A 15,505-nucleotide genomic window follows, 5' to 3' on the forward strand; every position below is an offset into this window, starting at 1 on the left:
CTCCATCTCCTTAATATTTCAAATTTTTGGTTTCAATCTTGTCCATCATAATCGTTAACGGTAGTGTTTTCAAGCTGATCTTATTTAATGCATTACCCTAATTAAGGCCATACTAAAATGTGATTTTTATTTCATTATCTTAGCAAGACTAGACAGGAGAGAATGTAAGGATGGATTTATTTCGTAAAAAGGCTCTACACATACCCACAAGTTCTGAGGGGACGCAGTTAAACAAGACGTTGGGTGCCCTGGATCTAACAATGCTTGGGGTAGGAGCCATTATCGGCACAGGTATTTTTGTAATGACAGGAGTTGCCGCAGCAGAACATGCAGGTCCTGGTCTTATAATTTCTTTTTTACTAGCGGCGTTTGCCTGTGTGCTCTCGGCATTATGTTATTCGGAATTTGCTTCGACCATTCCTGTTTCCGGGAGTGCTTATGCTTATAGTTATGTAGCCTTTGGAGAACTATTAGCTTGGATCTTAGGCTGGGATCTTGTCTTGGAATACGGAGTTGCCGCAGCGGCTGTAAGCAGCGGTTGGTCAGGGTATTTTCAGGGGTTATTAGAGGGCTTTGGGATACATCTTCCAACCGCACTATCGGGGGCTTATAATGCAGAAGCGGGTACAATAATAAATCTGCCTGCAGTAATCATCATTTTGTTGATTTCCTATTTACTGACTCGGGGAACCAAGGAAACGGCACGCTTTAACGCAATCATGGTTTTTATCAAAATAGCAGTGGTGCTTCTATTTATCGTAACAGGATTTTTCTATGTGAAGCCAGAGAACTGGACTCCGTTTCTCCCTTTTGGGTACCATGGCGTGATCAATGGCGCGGCCACAGTGTTTTTTGCCTACATAGGTTTTGATGCGCTAGCAACCGCTGCTGAAGAGGTGAAAAGACCCCAACGCGATTTGCCGATTGGAATTATTTCATCCCTTGCTATCTGTACGGTCTTGTACGTTCTTGTCTCACTCGTATTAACGGGTATTGTTCCATATACTGATCTCAATGTTAGTGATCCTGTATCTTATGCGCTTCGCTTTGTAAATCAGGATATGATTGCCGGTCTGATCTCTGTTGGAGCCATTGCGGGAATGACTACGGTACTGCTCGTGATGTTATTCGGTCAAACTCGGCTGTTATTTGCCATCTCACGTGATGGCCTGCTGCCCATAAGTTTATCTAAGATTAATGCTAAAACACAGGTACCTGTACGAAGCACATGGATGGTAGGTATCTTAATAGCTGTGTTAACGGGTTTCATCCCACTGGACCGGTTGGCAAATCTGACAAGCATAGGAACATTGTTTGCCTTTTTTGTAGTGTCTTTAGGGGTAATCGCGCTTAGATATATTCATCCGGATTTAAAAAGAGGGTTCAGAGTTCCTTGGGTACCTTTCATTCCGCTGTTAAGTGCGGCAACTTGTGGTATTTTGATGTATAATCTAGGAAGTGAGACTTGGATTGGTTTTCTAATTTGGACAGTTGTTGGACTTCTAATCTATGCACTATATGGCTATCGTAATAGTAATTTGAATCATAAATAAGATTCAATCCATCCGAGAGGAGAGAGGTTATTGGCATCTAAGATTGCTGGATTGAAGGGAATAAGATTAATATTGATGCTGATTTTGTTAGCGTGGGTGGTCACGGCTTGTTCATCTCCTCCCCCGGAACCTACTCAGCAGCCCCAGCCGACAGAGGCACCTGAAGAAGGACAGACGATAACCCTGATTACTCCAGACGCCAATCATATTGACAATGATAGCGCTCCGAAATATCAAATTCAGACTCGTCTTACAGATTTTCAGCTGCTTAGTGAAAGTGAGGGTCTGGCCTGGGGGGTTACCAAAAACGAACTCCGGTTGTACTTGACCCGGGATAACGGAGCAACTTGGGCTAATATTTCACCAGCACCAAATGTGCAGTTCCTCTCCAATCCTGTGTATGGGAAGGGGATTTTCTTCACGGATCCATCTCATGGTTGGATTATAAGAAGTGCTTTTGGCTCGACAGAAACGATTGTGCTGCGAACCACAGATGGTGGCCAAAGCTGGAAAATCTCATCTTTAGGAGATGTGAATACAGTATCCTCTGTATATTTCAACTCACCCAGAAAGGGTTGGCTGATGACCTCATGGAACGCTTCTTCCAATAAAGAGAACAAGGCACTTTTTTCAACGACAGACGGTGGGGCCACTTGGGAAGAAGTGATGCAGAATGAGCAATACAATCCGAATTTCCCAAATGATTCGATACCGTTTGCCGGGGTCACCACTGGAATGATTTTTCGCAATAGTACACATGGATTTGTGACACTACAGACAGGTGCTCTTCCCAAAATCTTTATGACAAAAGATGGCGGTAAGAGCTGGAGTCTCGGGCCAGCTTTTCTAGTTAACGAACGTTTAGAAGATTGTGACCGAGTAATTACTGGCAAACCGGAGTTCTTCGATGCTACTAAGTCTACTGGTTGGATGTCTGTTGGCTGTCAAAAGGATAAAGAAAAAACGATCACTTACCATGGATATTTTACAGCTAACGGCGGCGCTAATTGGAAATTCGCTTCCTTTGGATTGAACGCACAAGCTGGTGTTAATCGTCTAATTGCTCCGACTTTTTTGAATTCACAGATCGGTTGGACCATACTCGGCGACACCCTTTACCATACGATTGATCAAGGAGCGACCTGGTTACCGCTTAAAGAGAGCAGTGTACTGCGATCTAAGCTTTTGGAATATCCGGAGATTGTAAAGCTGCAGTTTTTTTCCACTGAGGTGGGGTGGCTTTTGATTGAGAAAAAAGAGGACAAGCGCTCGATACTGTTACAGACTACGAATGGTGGTATCAGCTGGCGTGTAATGTAATAAGGAATAAGAACCTGCCTGATGGTAGGTTCTTTTGTTGTTAGAAGAGTGGGGGGTTATTGTTGTTTGTGAATGATTGAATATAAGGAAAAAACTTATTTAAAATTTTCTTTATAAATGTGAAAAAAATCACATGACATTTAAAGAATCCTGTGATATATTTAACACATAGAAAACAAGTTCAAATTTTCACAAACTCAGACATCGAATAGGAGAGATTACAATGAAAACATTCGAAACAGATTATATGACAAGAAACCTTTTGCAACTTTGCTACAACTGTGATGACGCTCATCTTTGTGAAACTGAAGAACAATGCAGAGCTTGCTGGGCTGAGAATGGAATGTTAGACGATCAGACGGACGAAACTAAGAAATTGCTAGACCTAGTTCATGCTTAATTTAATAACTGAAAACTCTGTATAGAGACCACTCGAATTCTTGATTTCTAAGAAAACGAAGTGGTCTTTTTTGCATCTAGTCTCACTTATTTAATGCTTTCTGGACTAGATGAGGCATATACATGTACAGAAGTACTCAGAACGCAGCAATTAGGCTGAATAACAAGAGGAAGAAGGGGGAAACTGTCATGGGAATGGGCCCGGATCTTTCATGGATGTTTGATTTTGCCGGAACGGTGATGCCGATCTTTATCGTTGTTATGATTGGTATTCTTGCTATATCAGCAGGCAGGGGCTTGCTTCAATGGGGCAGGAACAATGGCTCCCCCATACTAACAATCCCTGCGCATATCGTTAGCAAACGGACTGAAGTACGACAGCAGCAGCTTCAGGAAGAGAATGGCTCAACTCGTACTAGTACAACTTACTATTTAACGTACGAGCTGGAGGGCGGTAGTCGCATGGAATTTAAAGTAGATGGCCATGAATATGGCTTGAGTGCTGAAGGCGATAGAGGAATGCTTACTTATCAAGGAACCAGATATCATGGATTCCAACGACAGGCACAATACTCAACTGCGGAGTAGTCATATGTATTAAATCAAAACAGCGATCCTCATGCTCATGGTGGATCGCTGTTTTGCGTTTTGGTTATGTACCATTCAAGCTCATTGATCCTGTAGCTCTCAAAGCTCACTGATACCGTAGCTCTCAAAGCTCACTGTAGGTGCGATCATCTATTAAGTGTCAGATATTCATTACCCTCTCACCTTGCGGACCCAGATGACGTTATTTGCAAATTCACAGTCTTTTGAGCCTAGTTTCGGACTCCAATGCAGCTATTCATTAGAAAGAGGCTTATAATCGGTGCTTTGCGGGCCAATAGGGGCTTTGGGGTCCGTTAGAATCCGAAAAGTGGATTAATATCGCGAATAAGGTCAGCTGTGTCCGATAGCGCCTTCTGAGCGGGTGCTGACGTTGACGCAGTTGCTAACAAGAAAATCGATCTAACGTGGACATTGTTGCTAACACCGAGCCCGATTCCAGCACCGTTCGACGCTACCACCGACGTGGACTCTGATGCTAAAGCTGTCGTTAACAAGAACATCGAAGCTGACGTTGATAATTGTTGCTAACACCGAGACCAATTCCAGCACCGATTCGACTCTAACACTGATGTCGACTCTGATGCTTTAGCGCGGACATACGCAGCTTAGAGTGTAGATAATGGGGATTTGCTGAGTGGTTAAAAGGAAAGATCCCTACTCTAAAAAATAGGCGGGAACTGTCACCTCTTAGGCGAATGCACATACTATACAGCATGCAGTTAAGAACGAGGTTGCTACAAGAAGTGACCCCAAGGAGGAGACAGCGTGGCCGTCATCAAAACGAACTCGGAAGATGTGAAGGTGCTGGCGCGGTTGATGAGAGCGGAAGCTGAGGAAGATGGAGATCTCGGCATGCTCATGGTCGGCAATGTTGGCGTCAACCGGATTCTTGGCAATTGCTTGGACTTTAATAACATTCGGAATGTGAATGATATGGTCTATCAAAGTCCTGGAGGTTTCGAAGCGCCGCAGAAGGGATACTTCTACCAGCGAGCCAGAGAAGCAGATATCCGTCTAGCTAAACGTGTAATTGCTGGTGAAAGAACCTGGCCAGCTACCAATGCTTTGTGGTTCTTCAGACCCGCAGGTGATTGTCCTGCAACCTGGTATAACCAACAAAACACAGGCCGCTTTAAAGCCCATTGCTTCTTTACTCCGACCGGAGAAGATTGCCCGACTGTATTTATCGGCAATTAGCATGGTAACTGTGCAAAGAGAATTACTCAATAAAATGAGTAATTCTCACAGAAAGTTAGTTTGATTTCAATTGTGTCCAAATGTAAGTTTCAGTAGTGTCCAAAGGAGCTTATGCTCTGATAAACATTTAGGAGGTTTCAGTAAATGATCGTTCAACCTTACCGCCCCGTAACTTATACCATCGGTAGTGTCTCTTCTTCAGGTATGCCAATGTCTTCCGGAATGCCGATGTCATCAGGAATGCAAGGCATGGGCAGCATGCCACCCCAAGTAAGCAGTGGCAGTCCAATGACTCCAGGGGGAGTAGTAGTTCAGAACCCACCACAAACGTTCGAACAATCCTACATTGAGAATATTTTCCGCCTGAATTTAGGAAAAGTAGGTACGTTTTATTTTACTTATGAGAACAATAAAGACTGGAATGCCAAAGTTTACAAGGGTGTGCTGGAAGCGGCAGGCCGTGACCACATTATTATCAGTGACCCTGCGACCGGCCAACGCACCGTCTTACTTATGATTTATTTTGATTATGCTACCTTCGATGAGCCCCTTACTTACCAATACCCAGGTGTAATTGGCAATCCTCCAACGATGAGAAATTGTCGCTAAATTTAATCCATCTTCGATGAGAAGAACTCCAACGCCAAACGGTTAGGAGTTCTTTTTATTTGTGATGAATTTATGGAATAATCTTGATAATAATCGCCCATTTTTTTTCAAAAGGACACGCATGCTTGCGGTTTGCCCCAATATATTAATATAATAAAGTATATATTCAAAAACGTGATTCTAGACTGGAGATGAAACCATTGGGAAATTGATACTGAAAGGAACAAACGGCAAGCATTTTGCCAATACTCTGAAAAAACGAAGGAGGTGGGCCTATCCATCCATGTACGGAAAATGGTGGATAGGAGTATAAATTGAGCGACCCTTTACCCGGTATATTACATGTTGGTCTTATTATTTTGTTGGTATTGTTAAACGGATTTTTTGTTTCAGTCGAATATGCAATGGTGAAAGTACGAAGTGGTAGAATTGATACCCTGATTGAAGAAGGTAGTAAAAAAGCTTTTAATGCAAAAAGCATTGTCAGCAACCTGGATGGCTATCTCTCAGCCTGTCAGCTCGGCATTACATTGGCTTCGCTTGCATTAGGGTGGCTGGGTCAACCAGCTATAGCTAATCTTATCGGGCCTTTATTAGGAAGCATAGGTTTAGGAGAAACTGCTGTTAATGTTGTATCTTTGGTTATTGCTCTTATGTTCATTACTATCTTGCATATCGTATTAGGTGAGCTTGCACCTAAGACCATTGCTGTTAACAAGGCTGAATCTGTCCTTTTACTAACAGCAGGACCGATGAATGTATTTTACAAAATCATGTATCCAGTGATATGGATCGTTAATGGGCTGGCGCGTGGTTTACTGCAAATTTTCCGATTAGCCCCGGCTTCAGAGCTGGGAACGGCGCATACGGAAGAAGAAATTCGTATTATCATGCAGGAAAGTAACAAAAGCGGCTTTATCGATAATACTGAAATGGCGTTAGTTGACAATATTTTTGAATTTGTGGATACCATGGCTCGGGAGATCATGATTCCGCGGACAGAGATGATCTGTCTGAATAATCATGTTTCTGCTGAGGAGAACCTTGAGATTGCCTATGATGGCATGAGGACACGTTATCCCGTCTGTGACGGTGATAAGGATCATATTTTAGGCTTCATCCATATAAAGGACTTAATTAAGGATCGTCCACAAAGTTATCAGAAATTAATTCGTCCAATATTGACCGTGCCGGAATCCATTCAGATTAGTGCTTTGCTGAAAGTTATGCAGCGTGCGAAGACACAAATCGCCATATTGATCGATGAGTATGGGGGTACTTCAGGAATGGTGACACTGGAAGATATCATGGAGGAAATTGTTGGAGAAATTCAGGATGAATTTGATGAGGAACGTCCCGGTGTTGAGAAGCTTGGCGAGGATGAACACTCCATTGACGGTTTGATGCTTATTGAAGAGATTAATGATCTTTTAGGTCTTCATATGGAGACTGAGGATTACGATACGATAGGCGGCTGGCTGTATTCTAAATTGGAGGTTAATCCACCTCAAAAAGGGCAATCCGTAGAATTTGATGATCATCTATTTATTGTAGAAGAGACTGAGAATAAGCGAATTTCTCGAATTAAGCTATTGCGGTTACAGTTATTGAATGAAGAAGCTGGAGCTTAATGGAATTATATATTTTTAAAATAAGAGCAGCGTTTCTCCTTTTGGAGTTACGCTGTTTTTTTTGACCATACTGTTTGCCAAAAAGAGATTAATAATTATATAATTTTAAATGTATATGATAAAAACTACATTAGTCCCTAGAGGACAGAAAGGAATTCTCCTTGAGTAAACCTAAAAAAAGTCCAAATGTTCCCCAGTTGAGCAAACAAGAGAAACGACGGGTAGAACAGGAGCAACAGAAGCAGAAAACGAGAATTTTAGTTATTAGTTCAATAGCTGTAGTAGTTATCATTTTTGTTGGATTGTTTATGTTAGCTTCGAAAGATGCAGCAAAGAATGTCTCTACAGGAGAACCGGTAGAATTCAATTATAGTGAGCTACCTAGGATTGGTAATGAGGATGCACCTGTTAAGCTTGTTGAATTTGGTGATTTCAAATGTCCAGCTTGTTCCCAATTTGCTGGCTCCATGAAACCGAAAATTGTTCAAGATTTTGTCAACGAGGGAAAAGCAGCTCTTTACTTTGTAAATATGGCTTTCGTTGGTCCTGACTCTGAGACAGCTTCACTAGCTGCATTGTCTGTATACCATCAGAATAAGGATGAATTCTGGAAGTTCTATGATGCTGTGTATGCGCAGCAAGGGGATGAGAGTGTGGAATGGGCCACTGAGGATTTCTTGGTAAGCCTTGCTGAAAAAGAGAAATTAGCGATCGATTACGATCTATTGCGTAAAGACATCCAAGAGAAAACTTATGCAGATGAGCTGAAGAAAGACATTCAGTTGGCAACTGACGCAGGCGTGACAACTACGCCTTCGCTCTACATTAATGGAGTGAAAACGGCTGAACCTTTCGATATTGAAGCGATTACATCTGAAATTAACACCGCCGCAAAAGCAGTGGAGGCAAAGTGACAAAATTCCTATCTTTTTGCAAGCGTAACTGCCTCTATCTGGCCTGGTTCGTCTCTTTGGTTGCTGTAGCTGGTAGCTTGTATTTAAGTGAAGTCTTGAAGTATGAACCTTGTAAGCTTTGCTGGTTTCAGCGGATTTTTATGTATCCGCAGTTATTTTTGTTGGGAATTGCCACTTTCCGTGGAGATAAGCGCATCATTCCTTATGTGCTTCCATTAAGTTTGATTGGTGGCAGTATCTCAATCTATCATTATGCGGAACAGAAGATTCCAGCGTTAAGTAAAGTTCTACCTTGTACAGTTGGTGTTCCTTGTAATAAAGATTACTTGAACTACTTCGGATTTATAACGATTCCTTTGTTAGCTTTAATAGCGTTTGCTCTAATAAGTCTCCTTCTTTGGTATGGACGTAGGGAAGAAGAAGTGATTGAAGTAGATGCTGAGGAGAGCTTAGGATTTTAGTTTTAACTTTGGAAGGTACAAAAAAGCTGAAAAGGTATTAAAATCACGGGCTAGAGGGATAATTGAAGATAATGAAAGAGAGCATCCAATAAGACGCTATATTTGAGCTTATTGGATGTTTTTTCATTCTTTTTTCATTTTTTTCAACGCTTTACTGTAGGCACTTTGTAGACTAATATTAGACCTTGTGAGAAGTTGAATATGCGCTGAATTTTCTTAGGAAAAACGGGGGAACCAAACTTGGCATTCATGCCAATGGGGTGAATCGGAACCGGGTCGAACAGACCTCTTCCGTAGGGCTATAACCACAGCCCGAATCCGCCAGCTAACCTCGTAAGCAAGGTGGGAAAATGACCATGCATAAGCATGCGGATCATTTCCGTATGCTTATTTTTGTGTCTGCATTTATGAAATCCACCGATGAAAACAGCGCACGGAAATTCCGTTTCAGCTCCCAAAGAAAGGAACTGTATCCACCATGGTAAGCAAGGTAAAACGACTATTGATCGGACGTCCGATGAAGTCGAATGAACTCGATCATGAAAAGTTATCCAAGGTTAAAGCACTGGCTGTTCTGTCTTCTGATGCGCTCTCGTCTGTAGCCTACGGAACGGAACAAATTCTGATTGTACTAGTGGCTGCCGGGTTTACTGCCATCTGGTATTCCCTGCCAATTGCATTAGCCGTATTGGGCCTGCTGGCCATCCTGATTTTATCCTATCGGCAGACGATTTTTGCTTATCCGCAAGGAGGCGGAGCTTATATCGTAGCCAAGAGTAATCTTGGTATTCCGACAGGGCTGCTCGCTGGGGGTTCATTATTGGTGGATTACATTCTTACCGTAGCGGTTAGTGCCTCGGCAGGGACGGATGCGATCACATCGGCTTTTCCAAGTCTTCATAATCATACTGTTCTCATCGCTGTATCTGTTATCGTTTTATTAACAATCATTAATCTTCGCGGAGTGACTGAATCGGCTTCATTTATCGCAATTCCAGTGTATTTGTTTGTGGTTTCGATTGTTGTTCTGATTATCTCCGGTATCGTTAAATATGCAATGGGTGGCGCGCATGCGAATGTTCCTGAAATAGGCAGCGCCGTATCTAATGTAAGTTTGTTTCTACTATTAAAAGCGTTTAGCTCTGGTTGTTCAGCCCTAACGGGGGTTGAGGCCGTATCTAATGCGATCCCAAACTTTAAAGCACCCGCTGAGAAGAATGCAGCCAAGACGCTAATGATCATGGGACTTATCCTTGGCTTTATGTTTACCGGAATCACTGTGCTGGCGTATTGGTATGGGATTGTGCCAGATGAAAAGGCTACGGTTGTCTCTCAGATCGCTGAATCGACCTTTGGCCGTGGCGGATTGTACTTTTTCATTCAAGGGATTACAGCAGTGATTTTGTTCTTGGCAGCTAATACAGCATATTCAGCGTTTCCGCTGCTTGCCTTTATGTTTGCAAAAGATAAATATCTGCCACATGCATTTATGGTCCGTGGTGACCGCCTTGGCTTCTCAAACGGCATTATTTTTCTAGGAGTTATGTCTATCATACTTGTGACTGCATTCCATGGGAATACGGAAGGTTTGATTCCACTATATGCGGTAGGCGTGTTCATTCCTTTTACCTTATCCCAACTGGGGATGATGGTGCATTGGATCAAAACAAGACCCGCTGGATGGGTGAAAAGATTTGTAGTAAATACCATCGGTATGCTGACTACATTGACGATTACGCTTATATTTATCATTACTAAATTCTCGAGCGTATGGATGGCATTCATTTTCTTACCTGCTGTAATGTTCGTGTTCCACCGTATTCATAAGCACTATTTGAACACTGCGGATCAACTGCGTATATGTCCGGCTACGGATAAACCTGTAATTAAAGGAAGTACTGTAGTTGTTCCTGTTGCAGGGGTTACACGTGCTGTATTACATTCCATCAGCTATGCGAAGTCTCTAACAGATAATGTTGTTGCTGTGTATGTAGGCTTTGATGAAGAAGACATTCATAAGATGGAGCAACGGTGGGAGGAATGGAATCCAGGTGTACGCCTGATTGTACTTCGTTCCAGATATCGTAGTATCATTCGTCCGTTAGTGAAGTTTATCGATACGGTAGAGTGGAAGACCGCTGCGACGGATCACATCACGATTCTGATTCCACAGTTTATTACCAAACATTGGTGGCAAGCCGTGCTTCATAATCAGACCAGCTTTTTAATCCGCTCGTATCTAATGAATCAAAAGGACGTTGTAGTAGCGACTGTCCCGTATCATTTAAATAAATAAGTAGAAGATTAAAGATGAGGTTATATCCGGAACGTTCGGAATATAACCTCTTTTGTATTTTATATGAAGGAAATTGTTGCAAATCCACAGAATTTGAAATTTATATGTTGACACAGAGAATGAGAATCAATATCATTTAAAAGTGAAGCAGAGGTAAAGGTCACCTTTGAATATCAAAGCAGTTACATATAGGAGGGTTTTTAATGTTTTGGCTTAACAGAAAAAGATCAGGAAGCATGAAAGTGACGATGAGCGGACTAATAGTGATGACGCTAATACTTTCCGCTTGTGGTAATAATAATGCTGAAAGCTCATCAAATGCAGGAACAGCGCCTACAACAGCGCCTACAGCAGAATCTACAGAGGCACCTGCTGCACCTAAGACGTTAACAGATGCAATGGGTCATAAAGTAACGATTCCGGCTAATCCACAGCGCGTTCTGGGTTCATATTTGGAAGACTCTTTGGTAACTCTGGGTGTAACTCCAGTAGCTCAATGGTCAGTTACAAATGGCGTTCAGGATTATCTGGCCACTGAATTGAAGGATGTTCCTACAATTAGTTACGACCTTCCGTTAGAGGCTGTAACCAGCTTTGCTCCGGATCTTATTATCATCCCATCGGAGTCTTCTGTTCAGAACGGGATTTACGATCAGTTGAATAAGATTGCACCCACTTATGTAATTGGGGATGAACTAAATCAAGATTGGCGCAAATCGTTGCTCAAGATGGGTGAGATTTTGAACAAAACCCCTGAAGCAGAAAAAGCCATTAATGATTATGATGTTAAAGCAGCGGCTGCGAAAGAACAGCTTACAGGAGCTATTGGACAAGAGTCCGCGGCTATTCTATGGTTGGTGCAAAAAAACTTCTATATTGTAGACGAAACCCGCAGCAGTGGAGCTGTATTATATACAGACCTTGGCGTAACGCTGCCTAACTTAGTAACAGAGATCCCAGTAGGAACAAGAGCAACTTGGAATCCGATCTCGCTAGAGAAGCTTTCTGAGCTGACCGCAGATCATATTTTCCTTGTAAATAGTGATAAGACTGAGGGTTCGGAGATCCTAGATAGTGCAATCTGGAAGGGCATCCCAGCTGTAAAAGCTGGAAATGTGCATGAAATGAGCTCAACAAGCAGTTGGCTTTACAGTGGGGCGAACGCTGGCAGCAAAATCATTGACGATGTGCTAAAAAGTCTTGTGAAATAAAAGTCGTAATTCACCATGAATGAGACTGATCATTTCGGTGGGGAAGGGCGTGCAGATCAAGTATCTCGGGATACAAAGATCTGCACCATTTTTTTATAAACCAATCCCATAGTACGGAAAAATCGTTCCTGCAATTGTACAACATAAATATTTTTGCGATAATGAGAATGATTGTTGTTATCATATAAACCATTGTAACTATTGAATAAGGAGACGACTCATGGTTTCACCCTCAGATTTCGCAAATCGTATTAAAAATGAACCCAAAAAAGCTCTACATACCCGACCGGCAGCTGCCATTGGTATTCTTATTTTTGGACTTGCTGCCATTGCCTTCGGATTGGCACTTTCGGTCTCAGTGGGTGCGGCAGATATCAAGTTAGCTACGGTATGGGAAGCTATATTTCATTTCAATCCAGATTTACAAAAACATCAGGTGATTAGAGAACTGCGATTTCCACGTGCTATTGCTGGCGCCTTAGTCGGTGCTTGCTTCGCAGTAGCAGGGGCTATCATGCAGGGGATGACAAGAAACCCGCTTGCGGATTCAGGGCTGTTAGGTTTGAATGCAGGAGCAGGGGTAGCGCTGGCCATAGTATTTGCTTTTGCACCCTCACTCTCATTCACATCACTAATGTTGTATTGCTTTATCGGTGCCGCTGTGGCCTCTTTTATCGTATTCGGAATCGGTTCGCTTTCTTTTAATGGCCTGACCCCCTTGCGATTGACATTAGCAGGTTCGGCAGTTAGTGCTTTATTGGTTGCTATTAGTCAGGGAGTAGCTATTCTTTTCAACTTATCTCAGGACATAGCCTTCTGGTTAGCTGGTGGGATGGGGGGAGCTAGCTGGACTCAGATCAAGATTATATTCCCTTGGGTGGCCGTAGCCTTAATTGCAGCGATGATGTTATCACGATCCGTCACATTGCTCAGCTTAGGAAGAGAAGTAGCGGTTGGTCTGGGGCAGCGGACAAGGTTAGTTCAATTGGCATGTATGATTGTTGTGGTTATCTTAGCTGGAAGTGCGGTTTCAACGGTTGGCCCGATTGCTTTTATAGGACTAATTATTCCACATGTTACTCGTTATTTCGTTGGAGTGGACTACCGCTGGATTATCCCTTGCTCCGCAGTTCTAGGGAGCTTATTGATTATCTTTGCAGATATTGCCGCAAGAATGATAAATGCACCGTATGAGACACCGCTAGGAGCCTTAATTGCCATCATCGGCGTACCGTTCTTTATTTATTTAGCGAGTAAACGGAAGGGGGAGCTGTAATGCCCAAATTAACCCTTACTCCAGATGAAAAAGAACGCCGCACACGCGCCCTAACGGTGTTATCACTCCTTGCTATACTGATCGTCGTTGTGTTTATAGTCAGTATGAATACAGGGTTTATGCGTCTATCCCCACTAGAGGTATTACATACACTCATGGGTGATGGAACACATCAGCAAAAGCTTATTTTATTTGATTTCAGATTACCCCGCATCGTAATTTCATTGTTAGTTGGAGCGGGCTTTGCAGTATCGGGCTGTATTCTACAAAGTCTCGCACGTAATGCACTCGCTGAACCGGCTACGCTGGGCATAAGTGCTGGTGCAGGTTTTGCGGTAATCATTTTTATCTCGTTTTTTCCGGCTACAACAGCAGCTCCGGTATTTGTCTTGCCTCTCCTAGCACTTGGTGGGGCTGGCCTGACCGCAGCTTTAATCTATATTCTTGCCTACCGGAAGGCAGATGGTCTGTCTCCTACAAGGCTGATCCTTATCGGGATTGCGGTCGCTGCAGGAATCAATGCTTGCCAGCTTGTATTGGCACTTAGGCTTGATCCTAATAATTATCAATTTGTAGCTACTTGGATCGCCGGGAAAATATGGGGTGGGGATTGGAGATTCGTCCTTGCTTTGCTGCCTTGGATCGCGATTCTGTTACCGTTCGCCTTCTATAAAGCCCGGGTTCTAAATGTATTGAATCTAGGGGACCATACTTCATTAGGTCTAGGAATGCGTGTGGAGAAGGAACGTATTCTCCTTCTGGTAACAGCCGTAGCGCTTGCCGGCTCCTGCGTCGCGGTAAGTGGAGGTATTGGCTTCGTCGGCCTGATAGCACCACACCTGGCTCGCAGGCTGGTGGGACCCCGTCATCAGGTGTTATTACCTGCTAGTGCTTTGACAGGGGCGCTTCTTATGATTACCGCTGATACCATTGGTAGATGGGTATTGCAACCTGCCGAAGTTCCTACTGGCATTGTGGTTGCGATTATTGGCGCACCTTACTTTTTATATTTACTCGCCAAGTCGAAAGCGTAAATTAGTTCATACTTAGGAGCATAGCTCCATAAAACTTTTAAGGGAGTTGTAGATCATGTCAGAACGTTTGAATACAGAAGAATTAAGTATTGGGTATGCTGAGGCTACTATAGTTAGGGGATTGAACTTGTCTATCCCTACGGGGAAAATCACCGCACTAGTGGGCGCTAACGGCTCCGGTAAATCTACAATCCTCAAAACGATGGCCCGGATTATGAAGCCGAAGAGTGGCACCGTAATGCTGGACGGCAAATCGATCCATAACTTTTCAACTAAAGAGGTTGCTCGTCAGCTAGCGATTCTACCGCAGAACCCAACGGCTCCTGACGGTCTGACGGTATCTGAGCTGGTCAGCTACGGTCGTTTCCCTCATCAAAAAGGATTTGGCACGATGACCGCAGAGGATCGCAACATCATCTCCAACGCCATCTCTGTTACGGGCATGGAATCTTTTCATGATCGCCCTATTGACCGTCTCTCTGGTGGACAACGTCAACGCGCTTGGATCGCTATGGCGTTGGCTCAAGAAACAGATATTTTATTCCTTGACGAGCCTACAACGTTCCTAGATATGGCGCATCAGCTCGAAGTTCTTCAACTTTTGCAAAAGCTGAATGAGGAAGAAGGCCGTACCATTATCATGGTCGTGCATGATTTGAATCATGCTACTCGTTATGCGCAGCATATGGTAGCGATTAAGTCCGGTACTGTGGTTAGCGAAGGCTCACCTACTGAGGTTATGACACCAGATGTATTGCGGGAAGTGTTTGGAATTGAAGCGGATATCGTTCCGGATCCACGTACGGGTGTGCCACTGTGTCTTCCTTACGAGCTTGCTGCCTATAAAGCTGTGTAATTATCATCTAAAAACATACAACGAACAGGCTCCCGTCATTGACAAGGGAGCCTGTTCGTTGTTACAGTTGTGGTTGCCTACAATTTCATAATAACTCTTTAAAATAGATCAAGGACCATCATTTATACATGGTTAAAGG

Annotated in this window: 14 protein-coding genes and 1 riboswitch; all 14 genes read left to right on the forward strand. The window is 43.2% G+C overall.

Annotated elements, in window-relative coordinates; translation table 11 throughout:
• The first annotated feature begins 170 nt into the window (after positions 1-170).
• The 14 genes from MHI15_RS20580 (at position 171) to MHI15_RS20645 (ending at position 15,366) form a co-directional block, all read left to right on the forward strand.
• Positions 171-1,553, forward strand: a complete 1,383-nt coding sequence (locus tag MHI15_RS20580; RefSeq protein WP_076126707.1) for an amino acid permease — start codon at positions 171-173, stop codon at positions 1,551-1,553.
• 30 nt (positions 1,554-1,583) lie between these two features.
• Positions 1,584-2,873, forward strand: a complete 1,290-nt coding sequence (locus tag MHI15_RS20585; RefSeq protein WP_081386226.1) for a VPS10 domain-containing protein — start codon at positions 1,584-1,586, stop codon at positions 2,871-2,873.
• Between the two features lie 223 nt (positions 2,874-3,096).
• Entirely contained in the window at positions 3,097-3,273 is a 177-nt protein-coding gene (locus MHI15_RS20590) for a hypothetical protein (RefSeq protein WP_169744776.1), read from the forward strand.
• A 194-nt stretch (positions 3,274-3,467) separates the two neighbouring features.
• Positions 3,468-3,860, forward strand: coding sequence for a DUF2500 domain-containing protein (locus MHI15_RS20595; protein WP_076190442.1), 393 nt, complete (start codon positions 3,468-3,470; stop codon positions 3,858-3,860).
• 786 nt (positions 3,861-4,646) lie between these two features.
• Positions 4,647-5,078 (forward strand): cell wall hydrolase, encoded by a 432-nt coding sequence (locus tag MHI15_RS20600; protein WP_076126705.1) that lies wholly within the window; start codon positions 4,647-4,649, stop codon positions 5,076-5,078.
• Between the two features lie 144 nt (positions 5,079-5,222).
• Positions 5,223-5,687: a spore coat protein GerQ gene (gene gerQ, locus MHI15_RS20605; RefSeq protein WP_036687556.1), complete on the forward strand. Its 465-nt coding sequence runs from the start codon at positions 5,223-5,225 to the stop codon at positions 5,685-5,687.
• Positions 5,688-6,001: 314 nt separating this feature from the next.
• On the forward strand, positions 6,002-7,318 hold the full coding sequence (locus tag MHI15_RS20610; RefSeq protein WP_036687555.1) for a hemolysin family protein: 1,317 nt from the start codon (positions 6,002-6,004) through the stop codon (positions 7,316-7,318).
• Between the two features lie 197 nt (positions 7,319-7,515).
• Positions 7,516-8,232 (forward strand): DsbA family protein, encoded by a 717-nt coding sequence (locus MHI15_RS20615; protein ID WP_076126808.1) that lies wholly within the window; start codon positions 7,516-7,518, stop codon positions 8,230-8,232.
• Positions 8,229-8,693 (forward strand): disulfide oxidoreductase, encoded by a 465-nt coding sequence (locus MHI15_RS20620; protein ID WP_076126701.1) that lies wholly within the window; start codon positions 8,229-8,231, stop codon positions 8,691-8,693. Before MHI15_RS20615 ends, MHI15_RS20620 begins: the two co-directional genes overlap by 4 nt.
• Positions 8,694-8,887: 194 nt before the next feature.
• Positions 8,888-9,047: riboswitch (cyclic di-AMP (ydaO/yuaA leader) on the forward strand.
• A gap of 124 nt (positions 9,048-9,171) precedes the next feature.
• Positions 9,172-10,989, forward strand: coding sequence for an APC family permease (locus tag MHI15_RS20625; RefSeq protein ID WP_076126699.1), 1,818 nt, complete (start codon positions 9,172-9,174; stop codon positions 10,987-10,989).
• A gap of 203 nt (positions 10,990-11,192) precedes the next feature.
• Positions 11,193-12,200, forward strand: a complete 1,008-nt coding sequence (locus MHI15_RS20630; RefSeq protein WP_341164775.1) for an iron-hydroxamate ABC transporter substrate-binding protein — start codon at positions 11,193-11,195, stop codon at positions 12,198-12,200.
• Positions 12,201-12,420: 220 nt separating this feature from the next.
• Positions 12,421-13,476 (forward strand): FecCD family ABC transporter permease, encoded by a 1,056-nt coding sequence (locus MHI15_RS20635; protein ID WP_076217749.1) that lies wholly within the window; start codon positions 12,421-12,423, stop codon positions 13,474-13,476.
• Entirely contained in the window at positions 13,476-14,510 is a 1,035-nt protein-coding gene (locus tag MHI15_RS20640; RefSeq protein WP_076126695.1) for a FecCD family ABC transporter permease, read from the forward strand. Before MHI15_RS20635 ends, MHI15_RS20640 begins: the two co-directional genes overlap by 1 nt.
• Positions 14,511-14,565: 55 nt before the next feature.
• The gene (locus MHI15_RS20645) at positions 14,566-15,366 is read left to right on the forward strand and encodes an ABC transporter ATP-binding protein (RefSeq protein ID WP_341164776.1); all 801 of its coding nucleotides are present in this window, start codon (positions 14,566-14,568) and stop codon (positions 15,364-15,366) included.
• Positions 15,367-15,505: the final 139 nt, after the last annotated feature.

Source organism: Paenibacillus sp. FSL H7-0918 (genome assembly GCF_038007025.1).
GTDB lineage: Bacteria > Bacillota > Bacilli > Paenibacillales > Paenibacillaceae > Paenibacillus_AQ > Paenibacillus_AQ odorifer.

Bases quoted from the DNA above. Each gene is read 5' to 3' on its own strand.
- MHI15_RS20580 (WP_076126707.1), top strand. From the start codon at position 171: ATGGATTTATTTCGTAAAAAGGCTCTACACATACCCACAAGTTCTGAG.
- MHI15_RS20590 (WP_169744776.1), top strand. From the start codon at position 3,097: ATGAAAACATTCGAAACAGATTATATGACAAGAAACCTTTTGCAACTT.
- MHI15_RS20595 (WP_076190442.1), top strand. From the start codon at position 3,468: ATGGGCCCGGATCTTTCATGGATGTTTGATTTTGCCGGAACGGTGATG.
- gerQ (WP_036687556.1), top strand. From the start codon at position 5,223: ATGATCGTTCAACCTTACCGCCCCGTAACTTATACCATCGGTAGTGTC.
- MHI15_RS20625 (WP_076126699.1), top strand. From the start codon at position 9,172: ATGGTAAGCAAGGTAAAACGACTATTGATCGGACGTCCGATGAAGTCG.
- MHI15_RS20630 (WP_341164775.1), top strand. From the start codon at position 11,193: ATGTTTTGGCTTAACAGAAAAAGATCAGGAAGCATGAAAGTGACGATG.
- MHI15_RS20635 (WP_076217749.1), top strand. From the start codon at position 12,421: ATGGTTTCACCCTCAGATTTCGCAAATCGTATTAAAAATGAACCCAAA.
- MHI15_RS20640 (WP_076126695.1), top strand. From the start codon at position 13,476: ATGCCCAAATTAACCCTTACTCCAGATGAAAAAGAACGCCGCACACGC.
- MHI15_RS20645 (WP_341164776.1), top strand. From the start codon at position 14,566: ATGTCAGAACGTTTGAATACAGAAGAATTAAGTATTGGGTATGCTGAG.